Annotated in this window: 16 protein-coding genes and 1 pseudogene; 11 read left to right on the forward strand and 6 right to left on the reverse strand. The window is 68.8% G+C overall.

The window, feature by feature from the left end:
- Nucleotides 1-44: 44 nt before the first annotated feature.
- Both D1369_RS29030 and D1369_RS44060 read right to left on the reverse strand, forming a co-directional pair.
- Nucleotides 45-2,060, reverse strand: coding sequence for a DUF2075 domain-containing protein (locus D1369_RS29030; protein WP_007381633.1), 2,016 nt, complete (start codon nucleotides 2,058-2,060; stop codon nucleotides 45-47).
- A 124-nt stretch (nucleotides 2,061-2,184) separates the two neighbouring features.
- Nucleotides 2,185-2,316, reverse strand: coding sequence for a DUF6408 family protein (locus D1369_RS44060; protein ID WP_237557619.1), 132 nt, complete (start codon nucleotides 2,314-2,316; stop codon nucleotides 2,185-2,187).
- Nucleotides 2,317-2,886: 570 nt separating this feature from the next.
- Here D1369_RS44060 and D1369_RS44585 point away from each other — a divergent pair.
- The 8 genes and pseudogenes from D1369_RS44585 to D1369_RS29065 form a co-directional block, all read left to right on the forward strand.
- Nucleotides 2,887-3,126: pseudogene (locus tag D1369_RS44585) on the forward strand (DUF2399 domain-containing protein); the annotation flags it as partial.
- Between the two features lie 95 nt (nucleotides 3,127-3,221).
- A complete protein-coding gene (locus D1369_RS44590) occupies nucleotides 3,222-3,317 on the forward strand; it encodes a DUF2399 domain-containing protein (protein ID WP_276147342.1) in 96 nt (31 codons plus the stop codon).
- A 46-nt stretch (nucleotides 3,318-3,363) separates the two neighbouring features.
- A complete protein-coding gene (locus D1369_RS29040) occupies nucleotides 3,364-3,747 on the forward strand; it encodes a hypothetical protein (RefSeq protein ID WP_050789692.1) in 384 nt (127 codons plus the stop codon).
- 368 nt (nucleotides 3,748-4,115) lie between these two features.
- Entirely contained in the window at nucleotides 4,116-5,402 is a 1,287-nt protein-coding gene (locus D1369_RS29045) for a sugar ABC transporter substrate-binding protein (RefSeq protein WP_037899796.1), read from the forward strand.
- Between the two features lie 6 nt (nucleotides 5,403-5,408).
- Nucleotides 5,409-6,314 (forward strand): sugar ABC transporter permease, encoded by a 906-nt coding sequence (locus tag D1369_RS29050; RefSeq protein WP_007381628.1) that lies wholly within the window; start codon nucleotides 5,409-5,411, stop codon nucleotides 6,312-6,314.
- Nucleotides 6,314-7,246, forward strand: a complete 933-nt coding sequence (locus D1369_RS29055; protein ID WP_007381627.1) for a carbohydrate ABC transporter permease — start codon at nucleotides 6,314-6,316, stop codon at nucleotides 7,244-7,246. Before D1369_RS29050 ends, D1369_RS29055 begins: the two co-directional genes overlap by 1 nt.
- Nucleotides 7,243-9,879 carry a beta-galactosidase gene (locus tag D1369_RS29060; protein WP_037899794.1) on the forward strand — a complete coding sequence of 879 codons (2,637 nt, stop codon included), beginning with the start codon at nucleotides 7,243-7,245 and terminating at the stop codon, nucleotides 9,877-9,879. Before D1369_RS29055 ends, D1369_RS29060 begins: the two co-directional genes overlap by 4 nt.
- Nucleotides 9,880-9,888: 9 nt before the next feature.
- Nucleotides 9,889-11,127 (forward strand): ROK family transcriptional regulator, encoded by a 1,239-nt coding sequence (locus D1369_RS29065; RefSeq protein ID WP_007381625.1) that lies wholly within the window; start codon nucleotides 9,889-9,891, stop codon nucleotides 11,125-11,127.
- Between the two features lie 168 nt (nucleotides 11,128-11,295).
- Here the strand turns inward: D1369_RS29065 and D1369_RS44595 are convergent, their stop codons facing one another.
- Together D1369_RS44595 and D1369_RS44080 are read right to left on the reverse strand one after the other, a co-directional pair.
- Entirely contained in the window at nucleotides 11,296-14,889 is a 3,594-nt protein-coding gene (locus tag D1369_RS44595; RefSeq protein WP_118082686.1) for a SpoIIE family protein phosphatase, read from the reverse strand.
- A gap of 450 nt (nucleotides 14,890-15,339) precedes the next feature.
- A complete protein-coding gene (locus tag D1369_RS44080) occupies nucleotides 15,340-15,624 on the reverse strand; it encodes a hypothetical protein (RefSeq protein ID WP_037899791.1) in 285 nt (94 codons plus the stop codon).
- 1 nt (nucleotide 15,625) lies between these two features.
- Here D1369_RS44080 and D1369_RS44085 point away from each other — a divergent pair, with 1 nt between their 5' ends.
- Nucleotides 15,626-15,907, forward strand: coding sequence for a hypothetical protein (locus D1369_RS44085; RefSeq protein WP_007381622.1), 282 nt, complete (start codon nucleotides 15,626-15,628; stop codon nucleotides 15,905-15,907).
- 2 nt (nucleotides 15,908-15,909) lie between these two features.
- The gene (locus D1369_RS29085) at nucleotides 15,910-16,506 is read left to right on the forward strand and encodes a hypothetical protein (protein WP_037899788.1); all 597 of its coding nucleotides are present in this window, start codon (nucleotides 15,910-15,912) and stop codon (nucleotides 16,504-16,506) included.
- A 13-nt stretch (nucleotides 16,507-16,519) separates the two neighbouring features.
- Here the strand turns inward: D1369_RS29085 and D1369_RS29090 are convergent, their stop codons facing one another.
- Together D1369_RS29090 and D1369_RS29095 are read right to left on the reverse strand one after the other, a co-directional pair.
- Nucleotides 16,520-16,915: an alpha-L-arabinofuranosidase C-terminal domain-containing protein gene (locus tag D1369_RS29090; protein ID WP_007381620.1), complete on the reverse strand. Its 396-nt coding sequence runs from the start codon at nucleotides 16,913-16,915 to the stop codon at nucleotides 16,520-16,522.
- A 58-nt stretch (nucleotides 16,916-16,973) separates the two neighbouring features.
- Nucleotides 16,974-18,176, reverse strand: coding sequence for a sugar diacid recognition domain-containing protein (locus D1369_RS29095; protein ID WP_007381619.1), 1,203 nt, complete (start codon nucleotides 18,174-18,176; stop codon nucleotides 16,974-16,976).
- Nucleotides 18,177-18,417: 241 nt separating this feature from the next.
- On the opposite strand from D1369_RS29095, the gene D1369_RS29100 reads away from it, so the two are divergent.
- Nucleotides 18,418-19,356 (forward strand): transporter substrate-binding domain-containing protein, encoded by a 939-nt coding sequence (locus D1369_RS29100; RefSeq protein WP_237557618.1) that lies wholly within the window; start codon nucleotides 18,418-18,420, stop codon nucleotides 19,354-19,356.
- The last annotated feature ends 7 nt before the right edge of the window (nucleotides 19,357-19,363 follow it).

Consider the following 19,363-nt stretch of genomic DNA (forward strand, 5'->3'; position numbering starts at 1 on the left):
ACTCCACCGGCGTGGAGCGGAAGCCCGTCGGGCCGCAATGACGATTAGTCGAACTCTATCGCGAGCTGCTGCGCGACGGTCTGCTCCGCCTTGGTGACCTGCGGCGGAAGCTTCTTCCTCGCGGGCTTGGCCAACGGGGAGTCCGCGACTGTCCCGGAGATCAGTTCCCGGAGAGCGTGGCGTGTGTCCGTGTCCTCGGCGTAGATGACAATGCCTTTGCGGGCACGGGTGAGCAGCACGTGGTAGGCGTGTCGCACCAGGCGGTTCACTTCCTGGTCGCTCACCTTTGCCTGCTTGAGCTTGCCATCATGGGTCTTGGTCCGGTCCACCCGGAACTGTCCGTCCTGCCAGAAGAGGTCCGGGCCGATGATGACGCCGCTCCAGTCGAACTCGAAGTTCTGCGCCGTAAAGATGCAGCCGATCTGCCCGAAGCCGCGTGGATCGGTGGCCCATTGACTTGTCTCGGGTACGTCCTCGAGCCGCACCCCGTCCTTCGCGTTCCATGGGCGATGCCAATCGCCGACGCGTACTTCGAGGAGAAGTTCGCCGTTGTTGGGTTTCTTCCATTCCCAGCAGAACCCGGCGGTCATCCGCGCCTGTGCATTGTCCTTGCGGATGCGTTCCTCGAGAAAGGTCTCCATCTCCTCGGGGCTCTCCGCCAGACGAACGTCGAAACGACCGTCAGGTATCCATGGGGACGCGGTTGTCGGATTGAGACTCAGCAGCTTCGTCACCCAGTCGCGGAACGCGGCGCTGCCCTCGGCCCGGAACATACCGGGCAGTTCGAAGACTTCGTAGTCGCACCCTCGCGCCTCGGCCCGTTCGATGAGATAGGCCACCGAGCCGACCTCGTCCGGCCGCAGAGACTGCCAGTCGTCGAGCAGGAACACCGGCACCTCGGCGGCCAGGATCAGCTCGTCCGCCTGGGCAAGCCCGCGTTCCTTGACCCACTTAGGTACGTCGCGTCCATCGGACTTGATCCGTACGCGATGGGCTTCGTCAGCGATGAGGACATCGAGGGAGTTCTCGGGCAGCTGGCCGAACTGTTGGAAGAAGCGGTAGTCCCTGACCGCCTGCTTCTCGACGGCGCCCTTCGTGCCCCGCGGTGCCGCATCCACGGCGGCTCGGCGCAGGTTCCGGGTGAAGGAACGGGAACCGCTCGCATGCACGACCTCGTGCCCTTCCTGTCGAAGGGTGCGCAGCAACTCGACGGCGACAGCCGTCTTGCCGCTGCCAGGGCCGCCCTGGATGATGACGACTTTCTTGCGGCCGCTCTTGGCTCCGCCCGCGCGGACCTTCTCGTACACCTCCTGGAAGGCAATCTCCTGCTCTTTCTGAAGGGCGAAGACCGGATGCGGGCTACCCACCCTGCTGAATGCCTCGCTCGACGACGGCGCCTCGTACTGCGTCGCCCGGCACAAGACGTCCGCAGCCCTTGCGCCGGAGACGCCCGGATCCAGACGCGAGGCGAGAAACGCCTCGAAGTCGCCAAGTTGGTCTCTGGTGTACAGGCGGCCGTGGGCGCTGCGGGGCAGGTCGAAGAGAGCGGCGACCTCATGCCTGGCGTTGTGCAGCAACGCGACTCCGGCGATGCGGTCGGGGTGACCGTGCAAGGGTGCGAGGTGCTGGATGAGGTACTCGCAGTAGCGCTGGACCTGGCGTACTGGATGGAGTTTCGGCTTGCCGTACCCGGCGTCCACAGCGATGGGATTGGTGGGGGACACCACCGCCTTGCGCCATTGTTTGAGTTCAACGACGACATAGGACAGGTCCTGGGTCGTCGGATGCTGTCCCGCGAGGATCGCGTCGGCTTCGCCGGCCATGCCGGGGGTCGCGTATTCGATGAGGACCTCGACGTTGTCGAGGTTCCGGGCGAGAAGCGCCTCGATGACATCGGGGAGGCTGTGGTCCCAGGACGCGACCAGACCGTTCCCCGGCTGCTTCTTGTTGGGGTGGGTCTGAACGTATTCGTGGATCAGTTGCTGGGTGAGCGGCAGGTGCTCGGCGCCGACAGGAACGATGAGCGGGCGCAGCTCGGCGACCGACTTCCGGAGCAGCAAAGGTACTTCCCCCACAGGCACGACAGAACTCGCGCGGGTGGGGGCGTGTCCTGGGGAGGAAGCCCGTCGGGCCGCAATGACAGCTTGCGAAGGGGCGGACCCGGAGGCCCGCCCCGCTCCCCGGTCAGCCGAGGAGGTGCACCGCTGCCTGGACGAGGGCCCGCACCAGGTCCGAGCCGAGGCTCGCGGCGACACCGACGAGGATGTCGCGGATCCAGTTGCGGGGGCGTTCAGGCTTGTACTCGACGGGGCTCATCCGAGAGCTTCTCCTTATGCGCGGTCGGATGGCAGGGAGGGCTCCCAGCCGGGAACGTCCCGAATCCGTCCGACCGAGGCGAAGGAAATCGCGCTCGTAGGCCCGCATCGCGTATTGCCCTCCGGAGAGGGCTGTGGCGCGAGTCAACGTTATCCCACAGTTGTGCTGTGGGAGCCGAGGTTTTGGTGGCATGTGAGGCGCCGGGGTAGCGGGATTCGGCCAACTTTCCCGCGACAAGCAGCGCACGAACCCTGCACGTCGTGGACAAGGCTGCGTTCAGCCTGCGTGGCACCCGTATCGACGCCGACGACCACTGCCCTCGCGCAGCAGCACCTGGAAGCCCTCTGACCCATGCAGAACTGTTCTCGGCAGCAGCACCGTCTCGGCGTCGGCGGCGGTCATGCCGCACCGCAGAACACGGACACGTCCTGTCCGGTGCAGCCGTGAAATCGGGATTCTGCCTGTCAGCGGGGCGCGGTAAGGCCGACCTGAGGCGAGAGAACCCTGCGAGAACGTGCGGACCACTGCCTGGAGACCCATCTCACGCTGCGTGAACTACGAGCTCTGCGAATGGAGTTGCCCTACCGCACCCGTATCCACGTCTGTGAGAATCCACGAGTCGTCGAGGCCGCCGCCGACGCCGGTTGCGGCGAACCGTTGATCTGCACCTCGGGCAGCGCGACAACAGTCGTCCTCACTCTGCTCGACGCACTGGCTTCCGCCGGATGCGCCTTCGTGTATCACGGCGATTTCGACGGGCCGGGGATCATGCTGGCCAACCGTGTCGTGGAGCGGTACGGCGCGGAGCCGTGGCGTATGAGGACAGAGGACTACGAGTACCTCGTGACCCGAGCCCAGGCCCACGGCACACCGCAGTACTGCTCAGCGGACCGCGGGCAGAGACGGTGTGGGACTCGGAACTGGCCCCGACCATGGAGGCATTGGGAATCGCCCAGCACGAGGAGACGGCCCTCGACCTGCTCTTGGAGGATCTCGGCTGAGGTAGTGGCGGTTGTGCCTCAGGGCGGGGATGCACACGGACATGATGTGGACCTGCACACGGCGGGGGAGCGCTGGGGAAAGTACGTCGACGAGGAACAGGTGGAGCTGTTCGCGGAGGACGCGTGGCACACGGACTTCGCCCCGGACAACATCCTCATCCACGGCGGCAGGTCTCGCTCGATCGGCTGCGCTTGGCCGACGCGGGGCGCGGCGTGGATCGGCCCGTTCATGCGCACCCTGCGGATCATGGAGGCCGGGTCGGAGGCAGGGCACGCGGTCTCGTGGGTGCAGCGTGTTCAGTCCTGGCGCGAGGCCCACCCGAAGGCGTTGGGAGCGTTTGCCGCCGCCGTAACCCGGCTGTGGCGGGAGATCGCCGCGGAGGATTCTGCCCCGGGAGGGTGGCGACAGCCTGGCACGCCGCTGAGTTGAAGGCTCTCCTTCTCGTGACGCCGTGAGTGCCGTAGTGGACGCTTCCGGTGCGTGGTGGCCCAACGTATATGCAGGGCACCCGGGGCAGCGATGGAGGCCCGACAGAACCCGGTGTGCAGCCAGACCCACCTGCCCCAAGCCACCTGACCTGCCCTGATGGCCGGTCAGCGCCCTTTGTCATGTTTGGCCGACGCTACCTCTCCTATCTGAGGATTCGTGAGCGCTACCCCCGGACTCAGTTGAAACTCGCATGAAACAAGCCCTTGTCCCGGCCTTAAAACGACGGTTAGTTTAACCACCATTCGAAGCCCGACCTGATCACCCGGGCGTCTCCACGGCGTGTGCATGCTTCAAGGAAGGGCAGTGCCATGACGCTTGACAGGGCGCAGTTTTCGCGTCGGGGTTTTCTCGGGCTGGGAGTCGCGGCGGGCATCATCACGCTCACGGCGTGCGGGTCCGGGGCGGGGTCGAGTGACGGCCCGCTGGTGATGACCGTGTGGGGTGGGGAGACCGACCGGGCGACGTACCAGAAGCGCATCAACCTGCTCGTCAAGAAGTACCCCGAGTTGAAGGTCAAGCTCCAGCTGATCCCGTCGGAGTCGTACGCGCAGAAGGTGCAGACGATGATCGCGGGCGGCAACGGCCCGGACATCATGCAGGTCGCCGAGAACGTCAACGTCTACTCCAGCAAGAACCAGCTCCGGCCGCTCGACGACCTCGCCAAGAGCGCGGGGCTGGACCTGACGCAGCGGTTCGGGACGATCGGGTCGCTCTACTCGTACGAGGACAAGCTCTACGCGATACCGGACCGGTCCGGCGCGATGATCGTCTACTACAACAAGACCCTCTTCGAGAAGAAGGGCATCAAGGCTCCTACCGCCGAGTGGACCTGGGACGACACCCTCGATGCCTTCAAGGAGTTGACGGAGAAGGGGAAGACGTGGGGCTACGGCGGCGCCGGCTGGTGGCCGCAGTGGTGGAGCATGGCGTACCAGAACGGTGGCGCCATCATCGACGCCAACGGGAAGCCGACCGCGGACAGCGACGAGGTCGTCGAGGCGCTGCAGTGGGTCGGTGACCTGACCTTCAAGCACGGCGTGGTGCCGACGAAGGCGCAGTACGCCGACATGGGCACGGACGTCGGCGGCGACCAGGCCTTCGCGGCCGGCACGGTCGCGGTCAACGCCACCGGGTTCTGGGCCATCGCGGGCCAGGCGGAGTCCACGTTCGAGTGGGACATCGCGCCGATGTGGCGCGGCAAGAAGCAGGCCGTGGCCTCCTTCGGCAGCGGTCTCGCCATCTCCCGTACCGCGAAGAACCCCGACAACGCCTTCAAGGCGATCGACTTCCTCACCTCGCCCGCGGCCCAGCAGCAGATCATCGCCGCCGCCGAGGACGTGCCGGCCAACCTCGAGGTGCAGAAGAGCGAGGCGTTCCTCAAGCCCGCCTGGATGAAGTCGGACGTGAACATGGGGGTGTTCGCCGAGTCCAGCGAGTTCCTCTTCAAAGCGCCGTTCATCCCCGAGTGGAACGAGATGCTCGCGGCCATCGACACCGCGACGGCCGACTTCTGGCTCGGCAAGGAACGCAGCGCCAAGAAGGCGCTCACCGCGCTCCAGAAGAACCTCGAGTCCATCATCAAGTCCGCGGGATGACCGCCCATGGCCATGTCGAGGTTGCGGCGCCGTGAGGCGCTCTGGTTCTACGTCTTCGTCTCACCGTGGGTGATCGGGTTCCTCGCGTTCCTGCTCGGACCGATGATCTCCTCGATCTACTTCTCGATGACGGACTGGGACTCCTTCACCCCGCCCAAATGGGTCGGTATGGACAACTACACCAAGTTGCTGACCGACGATCCCATCTTCTGGAAGGCCCTCGGGAACACCCTCTTCTACGCGGCGGTCTCCGTTCCGCTGGGGCTGCTCGTGGGGCTGTGGCTGGCCAATCTGCTCAACAAGCAGGTCCGGGCCCGCAAGTTGTTCCGCACCCTCATCTACCTGCCGACACTCGTCCCCCTGGTCGCCGCGTCACTGGCCTTCCGGGTCGTGCTCGCCCCGTCCGGCCCGCTCAACGACGTCCTCGGGTGGGTCGGGATCAAGGGACCACAGTGGCTGCTGGACCCGTCCTGGGTGAAGTACGCGCTGATCCTGCTGTCGGTGTGGGGCGCCGGCAGTGCGACCGTCCTGCTGCTCGCCGCCATGAAGGGCATCCCCCGCGAGCTGTACGAGGCCGCCGAGATCGACGGCGCGGGTCCGGTGCGGCAGTTCTGGTCCATCACGGTCCCGCAGCTGACCCCGGTCATCTTCTTCAACCTGGTGATGGGACTCATCGCGGCCTTCCAGGTCTTCTCGCAGGTGTACATCCTCATGCCGAAGGCCTCCCAGCCCGGCACCTACAACGCCAGCCAGACGATGGTGCCTTACCTCTTCGACCAGGCCTTCTCCTACTACCACATGGGCTATGCCTCGGCGATCTCGTGGCTGCTGTTCGCCGTGATCCTGGTGTTCACCCTGCTGGCCTTCCGCACCACCCGCCGCTGGGTGTTCTACGAGACCGAGGTGAAGTGATGGCGACCCTCGCACCCACCGTCGCACCCCGACAGGGCGGCGGGGCCGACAAGGACGAGGAGCCCGAGGGCGGTACGAGTCGCGTTCTCGGTGTCTTCAAGGCGACCCCGTTCACCTACGCGACCCTGATTATCGTCTCGGCGGTGCTGTCCGTGCCGCTGGTGTTCGCCGTGTCGATCGCCTTGTCGACCGACCACACCGTGACCACCAACGCGTTCACGATCTTCCCGCACGAGTTCGAGTGGCGAAACTTCACCAAGGTCTTCGAAGGCGACCTGCCGATGGGCCGGTTCCTCGTCAACTCCCTGATCATCGCGCTCGGTTCGGTGATCGGCCAGATGGTGTCGAGCGGACTCGTGGGCTACGCCTTCGCGCGTCTTCGGGCTCCCGGCAAGAACGTCATGTTCCTCGTCGTCATCGCGACGATGATGATCCCGACACAGATCACGATGATCCCGCAGTTCATCCTGTTCAAGGACCTGGGCTGGGTGAACACCTACCTCCCGCTGATCGTGCCGAACTTCTTCTCCAACGCCTTCAACGTCTTCCTGGTACGGCAGTTCGTCTCCCGCCTGCCCAGCGAGCTCGACGAGGCCGCCATGGTCGACGGGCTCGGCTTCTTCGGCATCTACCGGCGCATCATGCTCCCGATGCTGTGGCCCGTGCTGATCGCGATCGGCATCTTCACCCTGACCTACAACTGGGGTGATTTCATGGGGCCGTTGATCTACCTCAACGACGATTCCAAGATGCCGCTGGCGCTGGGCGTGCAGTACATCACCACGACGGCCGTGGCGGGCCAGCCGCCGCCGTGGAACCTGGTGATGGTCGGCTCGATCCTGCTCACCCTGCCGATGATCGCCGTCTACTACCTGGGCCAGCGGTACCTGTACGAAATGGACATCAGCGGCGGAAGCGCGGGAGTCAAGTGAGCCACTCAACCATCGCGGGTACCGGCGTCGACCTGGATGCGCGCGGCATCCGGATCGAGGGCACCGAGCGTGTCGTGCTGTGCGCGTCCCTGTTCTACTTCCGCCTGCCGCGGGAGCAGTGGCGCGCCCGGCTCGAACAGGTCAGGGACTCGGGATACACCTGCGTGGACGTCTACCTGCCGTGGAACTTCCACGAGTTGGCGCCCGGCCGCTGGTCCTTCGAGGGCCGGCGCGACGTCGCCGCCTTCCTGGACCTCGCGCAGGAGACCGGACTGTACGTCATCGCCCGCCCCGGACCGTACATCTGCTCCGAGTGGGACGGCGGCGCGCTGCCGGCCTGGCTGGGTCTCGATCCCGACCTCCGTGTACGGCAGCACGAGCCGCGCTTCCTCGCCCAGGTCACCGCATGGTTCGACCAGGTGCTGCCGTTGCTCGCCGAGCGCCAGTACCCGGCCAACGGCCCCGTCATCATGGTGCAGTTGGAGAACGAGCTCGACTTCTTCGACTGCGAGGACCGCGCCGGTTACCTGACCGCCCTGCGCGACCAGGCCCTGAGCCACGGCATCACCGTGCCCCTCATCGCCTGTTCCGGGCAGGGCGACATCGAGGGAGCCACCGGGGACGTCCCCGGAGTCATCCCCGCGTGCAACTTCTACCCGGATGACGACTCCCCGGACATCGAGCCAGAAGTCCGGCGCTACGCACAGGTGTTGGCCGACCGTGACCTGCCCCTGCTCATCACCGAGACCAACCGCCGTCACCGCACACTGCGGAGGCTCCTGGCGAGCGGCGCCTCGCTGATCGCGCCCTATCTCCAGTCGTCCGGCTGGAACTTCGGGTACACCCCGTCCACCGGGAACTGGGGCGACCCCGCCAACTTCATGAGCCACGGCTACGACTTCGGCGGCTACGTCTCCTCCACCGGCGCCGAACGCCCCGAGTACGCCCAGGCCCAGCTGCTCGCGCGCGTGATCGACACTCTGGGCTCGCGGCTGGCACTCGCCGGCTCGTCCGTGCCCCGCGTGCCGGTCACCGCCGACTTCCCGACCAGCTCCTCACCTTCGGCTCGGGACCTCGACGGAGGCGGGCAGCTCATCGCCGTACCGCATCTCGGCACGGCAGGCACGGCAGGCACGGCAGGCACGGCACCGGGCACGGCGATCGTGAACGGCGTACCGGTCGCCGTAGCCCCGGACTCGTGCCCGCTGATGCTGGCGGACGTGCCGCTGCGGCCCTGGGGCCATGACGGGACGCTCACCCTGGCCTCCGCGGATCTGGTGGCCGCGGCGGACGGCGTGCTGACGTTCTCCTCCGAGGTTGCGCTCACCGTCGTCCTCGGCGGCAACCGGGTCGAGATCCCGGCTCCGGCGGCCGGCGTGCCCGAGCGGGTGACGGTCGAGGGGCTGACCCTTGTCGCGCTGGCGCCGGGGGACGCCGTACGACTTCGGGCGACGCAGCGCGACGGAACGGTGCGCTTGGCCGACGCGTCACCCCTGCCGAGTGCGGCGCCGTCTGTCGAGGTACGGGACGTCCGGCGGCGGCCGGCCGGGGCCCACGAGGAGCCGGCCGGTGCCCATGAGCTGCCGCCCGCGCTGGAGGCACTCGGTGTGTATCGGGGGCGTGGGACCTACCGAACCACCCTTGATCTGACGGGAGTCGACGAACTCCTGCTCGTCGGCGCCGCAGACATCGTGGACCTGTCGGTCGGCGGCCGGGTGCATCCCACGATCGCCGGGTTCGGCGCGGCACAGCGGGTCGACGTCCGGGAAGCGGGTGGCCGGGTCGGCGTCGAGGCCGTCGTGGAGATCTGGGGGCACGCGAACTTCGACGACGCGCGGCTGCCGGCCCTCCGACTCGGCGCGCTGCGTGGGCTCGGCTCGCTGTGGACGGTCCGGGACGTGACGGACGTGTCGGCGCTGTGGGCCGTCCACGGCCACTGGGCGGGTCTGCCCGCGCCCCTCCGCGGGCTCGGCGGCTGGAGCAGCACCCGGGTCGGCATCCCCGTCACCTACCGCCGCGAGATCCGGTCGGCCACCGCGTCGGCGCTGCACCTGCGGGGCGTCGTCGAACCGGTGCGGGTGAGCGTGGACGACGGCGAACCGCGCACGGTCCACAGGGAGGATCCCTGGGTCCTGCTCCCCGCCGGAACCCACCGGGTCTCCGTCACGCTGCCGCACCACCCCAGCGGCGGGGGCCTGCGCGCCGAACTGCTCGGCCTGGAACCGGTGACGGACTGGACCTGCGCCGTCCAGAACGATGACGTACTGACGAGGTTCGCTGCCGAGGCCGACCCCGCCGACCCCGCCGCCCCTGAGCGGTACGACATCCGGCTGCCGCTGGCCCTGGAGCCGGGCGAGGAGGCGTGGCTCGACGTCGATCTGTCGCATCTGCCGCCGTCCGACAAGGGCTTCGCGGTGCGGCCGGCCGGGACGCAGATCCGCGTGACCGGATGGGCCGCGGGGGAGTGCCTGGGCCGGGTCTGGGCCGGCGACAGGCCCGCCTTCTCCGGCGGAGACTCGAACATACTATGGATACCGCCAGGCTGGTCCGGCCTCACCCTGCTGGTGCGGGGAACCGCCGGACCGGGTAATCCGGAGCTCCGCACACTGCGGCTGGAGTATCCAGACGACTGAGGGAGCGCGGTGGCGCGGCGCACGGCCCGGGATCTCCGGAGCGAGAACCGTTTCGAGGTTCTGCACGCTTTGTTCGAACTCGGGCCTTCCACCCGGCAGGAGCTCGCCCGGCACACCGGACTCAGCCCGGCGACCGTGGCGACCATCGTCACAGAGTTCCTCTCCGAAGGTGTCCTGCGCGTCGCCACCGTGGAGAACAACACCGGTGGACGGCCGCAGGAGCGGCTCACCATCGACCCCGAGCGCGGCCGCATCGTCGGCGTCGACGTGGCCGAGACCTACGTCGACGCCACGGTGTACGACCTCGAACTCGGCGTGCTCGGGCATGGCGAGGTCGCACTCGACGAGCACGAGAACGACCCCTCGTACGTCGTCGACGGAATCGTCCGCGCGATCGAGGCGGCCGTCGCGGACGGGGGAGTCCAGCAGAAGCGCATCCTCGGCGTCGGGGTCAGCATGCCTGGGCATGTCCATCCCGACGCCGGTGTCTCGGTCTTCGCACCGAACTGGGACTGGCACGACGTGCGCATCGAGGAGCTGCTGGAGAAGGTGCTCCCGGTCCCCGTGTACGTCGACAACCCGCTCAAGGCGGTCGTCCTGTCGGAGATGTGGTTCGGTGTCGGGCGGGTCGTCGACAGCATGGCCGTCGTCAACCTCGGCACCGGTGTCGGCGCGGGCATCGCCATCGACGGGTCACTGATGCGCGGCGCCACCAACAACGCCGGGGAATGGGGCCACACGCTCCTCCGGCTGGACGGCAGACCGTGCCGGTGCGGCCGGCGTGGCTGTGTGGAGGCGTACCTCGGCGCCCCCGGTCTGCGCACGACGCTCGCCGAGATCGACCCGGACCACCCCACGCTCGCGCAGTCACGGCAGCGCGACTTCGTCGAGGCGGTCGCCTTGGGTCTCGACGCGGGCGACCCTGCGCTGAAGGAACTGGCCCTGCGCACGTCGCGCTACCTCGCGGCGGCCCTCGGCGACCTGGTGAACCTGCTCAACATCCCCAGCGTCACCCTCACCGGCTGGACCTCCACGGCCCTGGCCCGGTGGCTCGTCCCCGCCGTGCGTGCCGAACTCCCCGACCACGTCATGCCGGGCTCCCTGCAGGGCCTCACCGTGGAGCCGTCCCAGGTCCCGGGCAACGCCGTGGCCCTCGGCATGGCGGCCTTCACCCTGCAGCGGTTCCTCACACGGCTGGGCCTGGGCAGCCCGGCGGGTACACGGCCTCGGCCGGACCCGGAGCCGTAGGAGGTTCTCGGTACGCCGCTAGTGCGACTTCATGCGCATCGCGCTAGCAGGTCACAGCCGATCCGGCCCTCAAAGGTACAGATCAGACGGGTACTCGGGGAAAACCGGCGCACGGTCACGCTAATGAAGACAGTTCGGTAGCAGTGAATTAGCAAATCTGCAGCTTCCTCAGCAACGACTACGAGCAGTAGTGGTCGGTTGTACGGCACTTCTGTCGGTCTGCGGGTCGTCGGTTCGGCGTGATGGTTCGGCGGTGGCTGCGAGCAGGGCGGCGTCGTCGTCGACCCGGTCGGGGGTGTTCAGCAGTTCCAGGGCCCTTTCGGTGATCCGCTGGGGGTCGGAGCGGGCGGCGGCGGGCAGCGCGGCGCAGGTCCGGCGCAGGGCCGCCAGGCCGTCGTCCAGGGACAGCGCCCGGTTCTCCACCAGGCCGTCGGTGTACAGCAGCAGGCCGGTGCCGGGCGGGAACGCCACCTCGCGGTCGACCGGGGTGCTGCCCAGACCCAGCGGCAGCGCCGGGGGCAGCTCCAGATAGGCGGTGTCGGCGGCTATCAGCAGGGGCGGCAGGTGCCCGCTGGCGGCGTAGCGCAGGCGGTGGCGGTGGGGGTCGTAGACCGCGTAGAGGCAGGTGGCGAAGCGGTCGGTGGCGAGCGACTGCAGGTAGGCGTCCAGCCTGGTCAGCACCTGGGCCGGGCCGGCGCCCTCCAGGGCGAGGCTGTGCAGGGCGGAGCGGAGTTGGCCCATCAGAGTGGCGGCTTCCACGTCGTGGCCCATGACGTCGCCGATGGCCAGCCCCACGGCGCCGTCGGGCAGGGCGAGAACGTCGTACCAGTCGCCGCCGATCTCGGCGCCGCGGTTGCTGGCCCGATAGTGGGTGGCCAGGCGCACTCCGGGCAGCTGGGGCAGGCGGTGGGGCAGCAGGGCGCGCTGCAGGGTCAGGGCGAGGCGGCGCTCGTTGTGGTACCGGGTGGCGTTGTCGTAGGCCAGGGCCAGGCGGTGGGCGAGGTTCTCCAGATACTTGTGTTCGACCGCGGAATAGCCGCCGGTGTGCCGGACCAGTACCAGGGCCCCCAGCGTCTGGTCGTGGGCGCGCAGCGGCAGGGCCAGCACGGCGGCGGGCGCCGGGTGCGGGCCGACTGGGGCCGGGGCGGTGCCGCTGATCGCGCGGGTGGCGGCGGTGGCCAGGGCCTCGCGGGCAAGAAGGGGGGTGCCGGCGATGTACGGCGGGGGCGACTGCGCCGGGGCGGGTGCCGCAGGGGTGAGGTGGATGCTGATCTGGTCGGCGAAGTCGGGCAGCAGGATCTGACCGGTGGTCTGCAGTATCTGGTCCGGGTCGAGGGTGGCGGCCAGCCGCAGGCCCGCGTCGGCCAGGGAGGCCAGCACGGCCAGCTGGTTGCGGGTCTCGGTCAGGGCCTGTTCGCGCAGCCGGGACAGTTCCAACCCGGTGCGGACACGCGCCAGCAGCTGGCGCGCGGAGAAGGGTTTGGCCAGGTAGTCGTCGGCGCCGGCGTGCCGACCCTGCACGGATTCCTCCTCGCCGGCGCGGGCGGTGAGCAGGACGATGGGCAGGCGGGCGGTGCGCGGGTCGGCGCGCAGCGCCCGGACCAGCTCGAAGCCGTCCATGCGGGGCATCATCACGTCGCTGAGCACCAGCTCCACCGGCTGCGCCAGGGCCATCTCCAGGGCGGCCCGGCCGTCGGCGGCGAGCAGCACGTCGTAGTCGGGCTGCAGGAGCTGGGTGAGGTAGGCGCGCATGTCGGCGTTGTCGTCGACGACCAGCAGGCGGGCCCGGTGGGGGCGGTCGGTTTCGTGCGGGCTGGGGCCGTGGAGGGCACCGTGGGTCGCGGGGGCGTGCGGGGTGCGTGCCGCTGAGGTGGCCGCGGCGGGGACGGAGGTGGCCGTGGCGGGGACGGGGTCGGCCGCCAGCCAGCCCAGCGCCTCGTCCACGTAGGCCGCCGTGCGGCCGGGCCCGCCTCCGCCTTCCCTGGGGATCTCCCCGGGGGATCCGGCGCCGGCCTCGGGCGGGGCAGGGCGGGGCCGCTGGGCGGTGGCGAAGGGGAGGTCCACGGTGAGGGTGGTGCCCTGGCCGAGGCGGCTGTCCACGCCGACGGTGCCGCCGTGCGCTTCCACCAGATCCTTGACCAGCACCAGGCCGAGGCCGCTGCCCTCGTGGGAGCGGGAGCGGGCGCCGCGGACCCTGTGGAAGCGCTCGAACAGGCGCGGCAGCTCGTCCGAGGGGATGCCGGTGCCGGTGTCGGTCACGGTCAGCCTGGCCCGGTCGCCGGCCGCGGCCACCTGCACCCGGGCGCCGCCGGTGAAGGTGAACTTCAGGGCGTTGCTGAGCAGGTTGAGGATGATCTTCTCCCACATCTCCCGGTCCAGGAGGACCGGCTTGGGCAGGGGCGGGCAGTCCACCTCCAGCGTCAGCCCTGCCGCCTCGAAGGCGGACCGGAACACCCCGGCCAGCTCGGCCGTGGCACCGGCGAGGTCGACCGGCTCGAGGGCGGGGCGCGTCTGCCCGGCCTCGGCACGGGCGACGTCCAGGAGGGTGTTGACCTGCTTCAGCAGGCGCAGGGCGCCGCGCTCGGCCAGCTCCAGCTGCTCGCGCCGCTCGGGCCGGTCCTCGTCGGCCAGGGCCTGCTGGAGCGGGCCCAGGAGCAGGGTGAGCGGGGTGCGGAACTCGTGGCTGACGTTGGCGAAGAAGGTGGTCTTGGCCCGGTCGAGCTCGGCCAGCGCCTCTGCCCGCCTGCGCTGCTCTTCGTGCGCGAGCGCGGCCGACAGCGCCCCGGCCACAGCTGAGGCGAGCACCTCCAGGAAGTCGTAGTAGGCCCCGGCCGGGGGGAAGCAGGGGTTGACGCCCACCACCAGCACGCCCTCCACCCGGCCCGCGCTGTGCAGCGGAAGGGCAAGCGCCTGCTCGACCGGGAGCAGGGAGGCCGCGGCGTGCCGTCCGGCCAGGCTGCCGCCGGTGAACGCGGCGGCCGGCAGCGTGGCCGGGACACCGTCGGCGACCACCTGCACCAGCCGGGCCGCCGCCTCCGGCCCGTCGGCCGCATTCAGTGAGACGGTCTCGGGCGCCGACCGGAGCCCGGTAGAGGCCGCCGGCCGCTGCATCCCTGGCTCGGAAGCCAGGTACAGGCCCAGAAACGGGATCTCCTCGGGGTAGGAGCCCGCCACCTCGGCGACCACGCGGGCGACCTCGCCCGGAGTGGGCAGCCCGGCCGTGCGCGTGCCGGTCTCGCTCAGCAGGCGCAGTCGGCGCTCGCCCAGTACCCGGCCGGTGGTCTCGGTGAGGATCTGCAGCACGCCGCCGGCGGTGCCGTCATCCAGCAGCACGGGCTGGAAGGCGGAGTCGAAGTAGCACTGCTCCAAAAAGCCGTGGCGTTCCATGATGAGCAGCTCATCCGGGACCAGCAGGGGCTTGCGGGTGTCGGTCACATAGTGGAAGTGGGAGCTCACGGGGTGGGCCCAGACCTCGGGGAACACCTCCTTATAAGGCCTGCCGAGCGCCCAGGGGTGTTTGGCGCCGACAATGGGTGTGGAGCCCGAGTTGTACAGCGTGGCGAATTCAGCCCCCCAGTACAGAGCCATCCCATGCTCAGAGGTGAGCATGAGGCGCAGGCTGTCCACGAGGGGCCCTGGCCAGGAGACGGGGGGCCCGAGCGGCGTCGCCCTCCAGTCGATCCCTGACAGCAGTTCGCCGAACGCGCCGCCCTCGGCGAACACCCGGGCCGCCGCGGTGCGCGGATCATCGCGCCGGGTCATCGAGAAATCTTCCTCCTGGCGCCTGTGTGATCCGCCCGCGCTCCCAAGGCTGCCGACGGCCACTCGCTGCGGACCTCCCGGGCAGATCGGACGCCGGATCCGATAGTTCTGACGACACTTCTGCCTGAATTGCCCATATAGAACAATTAAGACCCATTTGCTCAGAAGTGTACGCCTGCAACCGCACGCCGACGGTGGTGATCGTCGACCAGCAGTCTCTGCGTCCGGCCGTCACGGTCGGCGACGACGGACTAGTCCGGGACCGCGCGAAGAGGTGGTCGATGATCCGGTCTGCGGCCGACTTGCTCGAGTGAAGCTACTCAAGATTCGACCTGGCTTCGCCATCGGCTACGGCGGCAGGACCCTCCCTGCCGGACGCCAAAGGTGTTCGATTTGCGTGGAGTTCACCACGATCAGATGAATCCATCTGGTTTGAGGATCGGGTGGCCCTCAACAGCCCTTCGGGCAGCCGCCGTTCGCGCCGCCACCGAAGAAGGCCGGCGCGGGAAAGGTCATCGGCCTGGGCTGTCTCGGTCTCGTCGGGCTCTTCGTTCTGATCGCCCTCATCGGCGCCGTCGCGGGCAGTGGCTCCGGCTCGAACGACTCCAAGAGCGCCGATGACACCAAGGCCAGCGGCTCGACGTCGAAGAGCGACACGGCGGCCGACCTCTCCAGGAGCAGTGACAAGAAGGTCGGCAGCGAGCCGAAGGCCGACAAGAAGGTCGTCGTCTTCAAGGTGTGGGGCACCGCACCCGCCGGCGCCCTCGGACCACTCGACATCACCTACGGGTCCGACTCCGACAACCGCGACGGTGCTTTCAAGAACGGCGAGTTCGAGGCCACCTTGCCCCTCGACGATGACGCCCTGTACTTCAACGTCACTGCACAGCTCCAGGGGTCCGGGGACATCCACTGCTCCGTCACGGTCGACGGGAAGGTGAAGAAGGCTCACGCGGCCGGCGACTACAACATCTGCAATGCGCAGCTCAGTGCAGGCCTGCTGGGAGGGTGGGACTGACGATGGCTGAGAGCGCTCCGCGACCTCCCGTCACACCTCCGCCGCCCGGCTTCCCCCCGCCCGTGCCGTCCGAGGTGCCAGTCCCGCCGATCCCGCCGATCCCGCCGAAAAAGCGTCGCACCAACGCGATCATCATCGGCTCGGCCGCCATCGTGATCGCCGCGATCGTCACCACGGGCATCGTCGTCGTGGGGGCCACCAAGGGGTCCCCCGATGACGACGACAAGCCGCCCACCACCACCGCGTCGAGCATCCCGGACGAGGATCTCGTCACCCCCGCCGAAGAACCGACGTACGGCGAGGTCGAAGCCGACAGTTTCTCGATCGACCTGCGCACCACCGCACGGCAGTGCTTCGGATCGGCGGGTTGCAATGTGACCGTGGAGCCGGAGCTCACCTACCTGGGCAGTAGTGGGGTCCTCGACCCGGACGCCGTCTACGAGATCACTTACGAGATTCACGGCGACGAGTCCGGGCCGGTCATCCAGACCGCCGAGCTGACGAACCAGACCAGCCTCAGCTACAGAAAGTCTCTGATCAGCACCCCTTCGGCGAGCACGGAACTCTCTGTGGAGATCACTGACATCCAGCAGGGCTGACGCGTTGCAGGTATCAGGTCAATGTGCGTTCCAGGACCGTGACCGTCGCGCTCCTCTTGACCCCCTTCGCCAACCCCTGCAGCTTCACCGGCACCTCCACCTTCTCCGTCCCGTAGTTCACCACCGCGAGATAGAGCCGCTTCCCGGAGCGCGTCGCCACCGTCGCCAAGCCCGGCAACGCGCGTGCCGTTGCCGGCAGCACCGTCTCGCCCAGCCTGCTTGTCAGCATCTGCTGGGCCCAGTAGCTGAAGGAGACGTAGCTGGTCAGATTGTCGTAGGCGATCAGGTCCGTGGCCCAGACGTTGTTCTTTACGGGGGAGAACAACGGGGCGTAGCACTCCATCAGGACCTGGTCCGAGTTCCGGATCAGGCCTGCCGGCCATGCCGCGTCGCCCAGAGCGGCGTTCAAGTCGGGGGTCGGGCGGCCCTCCTGCGCCGCTGCTGACCGGGGCGATCGGGCCGGAGACTCACTCGCCTCCGTCGTCGGCCCCCGTCCCTCCGCCCAACCGATCGGCCAGACAGGCCAGATACAACGCCATCGTGGTCCGGTGGTCCCGCAGTGGTCGGCCGGTCGCCTGCTCGATCTTGTTCATCCGGTAGACGACGGTGTTGCGGTGGATGTGCAGGGCCTCGGAGGCGCGGACGAGGTTGAATCCGCTCTCGCACCACGCCGTGATGGTGTCGCGCAGGACCGGCCAGTCCGGCTGGCCGCGCAGGCTCGCGGTGGTGCGTTCGATCAGACGGTTGCGGGCCGGCTGGGACACCGTCGTGAGGGCCTGGTGGACGCGCAGGTCGGTGATCAGGTGGACGGGGGAGTCGCTGGCCACGCGTGCCCCGAGGCGGAGCGCGTCGCAGGCGTCCTGGTAGGAGTCGTGGAGGCCGCTCACCGAGGCGGCCGGTTCGCCGATGCCGGCCCGTGCGACGAGACCGTCCTGCGCGGCGATGACGTCGGTGGTCCGCCGGCAGTCGTCCAGCAGGGAGGTCACCGGGCGCCGGTCCGGGAGTCTGCGCAGTACGCCGATCCAGCCCGGGGCCGTGGAGGCGATGATGTCCTGGGGGTCGGCGAAGACCTCGCGGACCGTGCGCAGCAGTTCGGAACGGACCAGTGCCATGTCCCGGGTGGGTGCGCCCTGGCGGCGGGCGCCCGCTTCGGGGACCCGTACCTCGATGGCGACCGCGACCCGCCGCAGCCGTAGGTCGAAGCCCAGTTCGGCGGCCCGGAACAGCAGGAAGTCGCCCTCCACGACCTGCGGGTCGTACGACGCGACGTCGGACAGCAGTTTCTCCGCCGCCCGCTCGGCGAGCAGGCGGGAGCGCAGCATCACGGACTCCCTGAGCAGGATCTCCGTCTGGCGTTTGACGAGCAGCCCGAACCGGCGCACCTGCGCGGGCGTTCCGGTGATCCCGACCGTGCCCACGGCCTTTCCGTTCGCGACCAGGGGCAGGGTGACTCCCGGGCGTACTCCGCGCAGTTGCTGTGCCTGCGACGCGTTGTGCGTGGCGGGTTCCTGGGTGCGGACGACCTCGACGGACGCCTCGTGGAAGCTGCCCACCCGGCTGCTGTCGCCGCTGCCGATCACCAAGCCGCCCGCGTCGGTGATCAGCACGTTGAAGCCGATGACGGCGGTGGTGTCGGAGGCGATCTCCTGCGCGAGTGACGGGCTCAGCATGAGCGGTTCTCCCGTCGACGGGCGGGCCCGGGTGGACGCACCGTACAGCGGATCGATCGAATTCGGCCACAAGTCTGTACGAAGTACACGGTGACGTAACCGGAGCCGGTTCGTAGCGTATGGCCCCAATCGCATCCGCAATCACCTCCCCGATCCATCCCCCTCACATCCCCGCCGGGGGCACAGCGCGGTGAGTCGGCGGGCTCCCCTCTGCATCCTTCAGCATCGTTACGGAAGGCCCATGCCGATGATCCGTATGCGTCCGCTTGCCGTCTCTCTGTCCGCCACCCTCCTGCTCCTCGGGACCGCCGCCTGCGGCTCCGGTGACGACGACGGCCCCAAGAACGTGTCGGCGAAGACCGCCGCGCTGGGCACGCTCACCCCCGGCGTCATCAAGGTGGCCGTAGAGCCGTACGCCCCCTACACCAGCGTCCAGGGCGACAAGATCGTCGGCCTGGACGGCGACATCCTGAACTACGTGGCCAAGAAGCTCGGCCTGGAGGTCAAACCGCAGGTGACGGACTTCGCCGGCATGCTCGCCGGGGTGCAGTCCCGCCGCGTGGACATCACCGTCGGCGGTGTCGCCTGGTCCGCGGACCGCCAGAAGCAGGGGCTGTTCACCGACCCGCCCTACTACTCGCCCCCGGCGATGGCCGTCCGCAACGGCAAGACGTACAAGACCGTCGACGACCTCGAGAATCTGAACCTCGGCACCGTCGAGGGCTATGTCTGGGTCAAGTCGATCCAGTCCGTCCCCGGCGCCAAGCTGCACGCCTACCCCGACGCCAACGGCGTCTTCGACGACCTCGGCGCGGGCCGCATCGACGTCGGCTTCCTCGACCCGCTCCTCATCATCGCGGCGCAGAAGGAACGTCCTGAGCTGAAGATCAGCACCCAGTACCTGACCCCGCCGACCGCCGCCGAGGTCAAGGCGAAGCCCGCGTACGCCTACTTCCAGCCGTACCAGACCGGCTTCTACCTGCCCAAGAAGGCCACCAAGCTGGAGCAGGCGATCTCCGCGCAGATCGACGCCATGTACACGAACGGCGAGATGGCCAAGCTCGTCGAGAAGTACGGCGGCGACCCCGGGCAGTTCCTGAAGCCGGCCCCCGACGTCGCCACCGCGCGCCGGGGCGTGGACCGGCCGCAGGACTGGAACCCGCCGACCATCGCGAAGTGAGGGGACG

Origin of the sequence: Streptomyces sp. CC0208 (assembly GCF_003443735.1) — a bacterium.
In the GTDB taxonomy this organism is placed as follows: domain Bacteria; phylum Actinomycetota; class Actinomycetes; order Streptomycetales; family Streptomycetaceae; genus Streptomyces; species Streptomyces sviceus.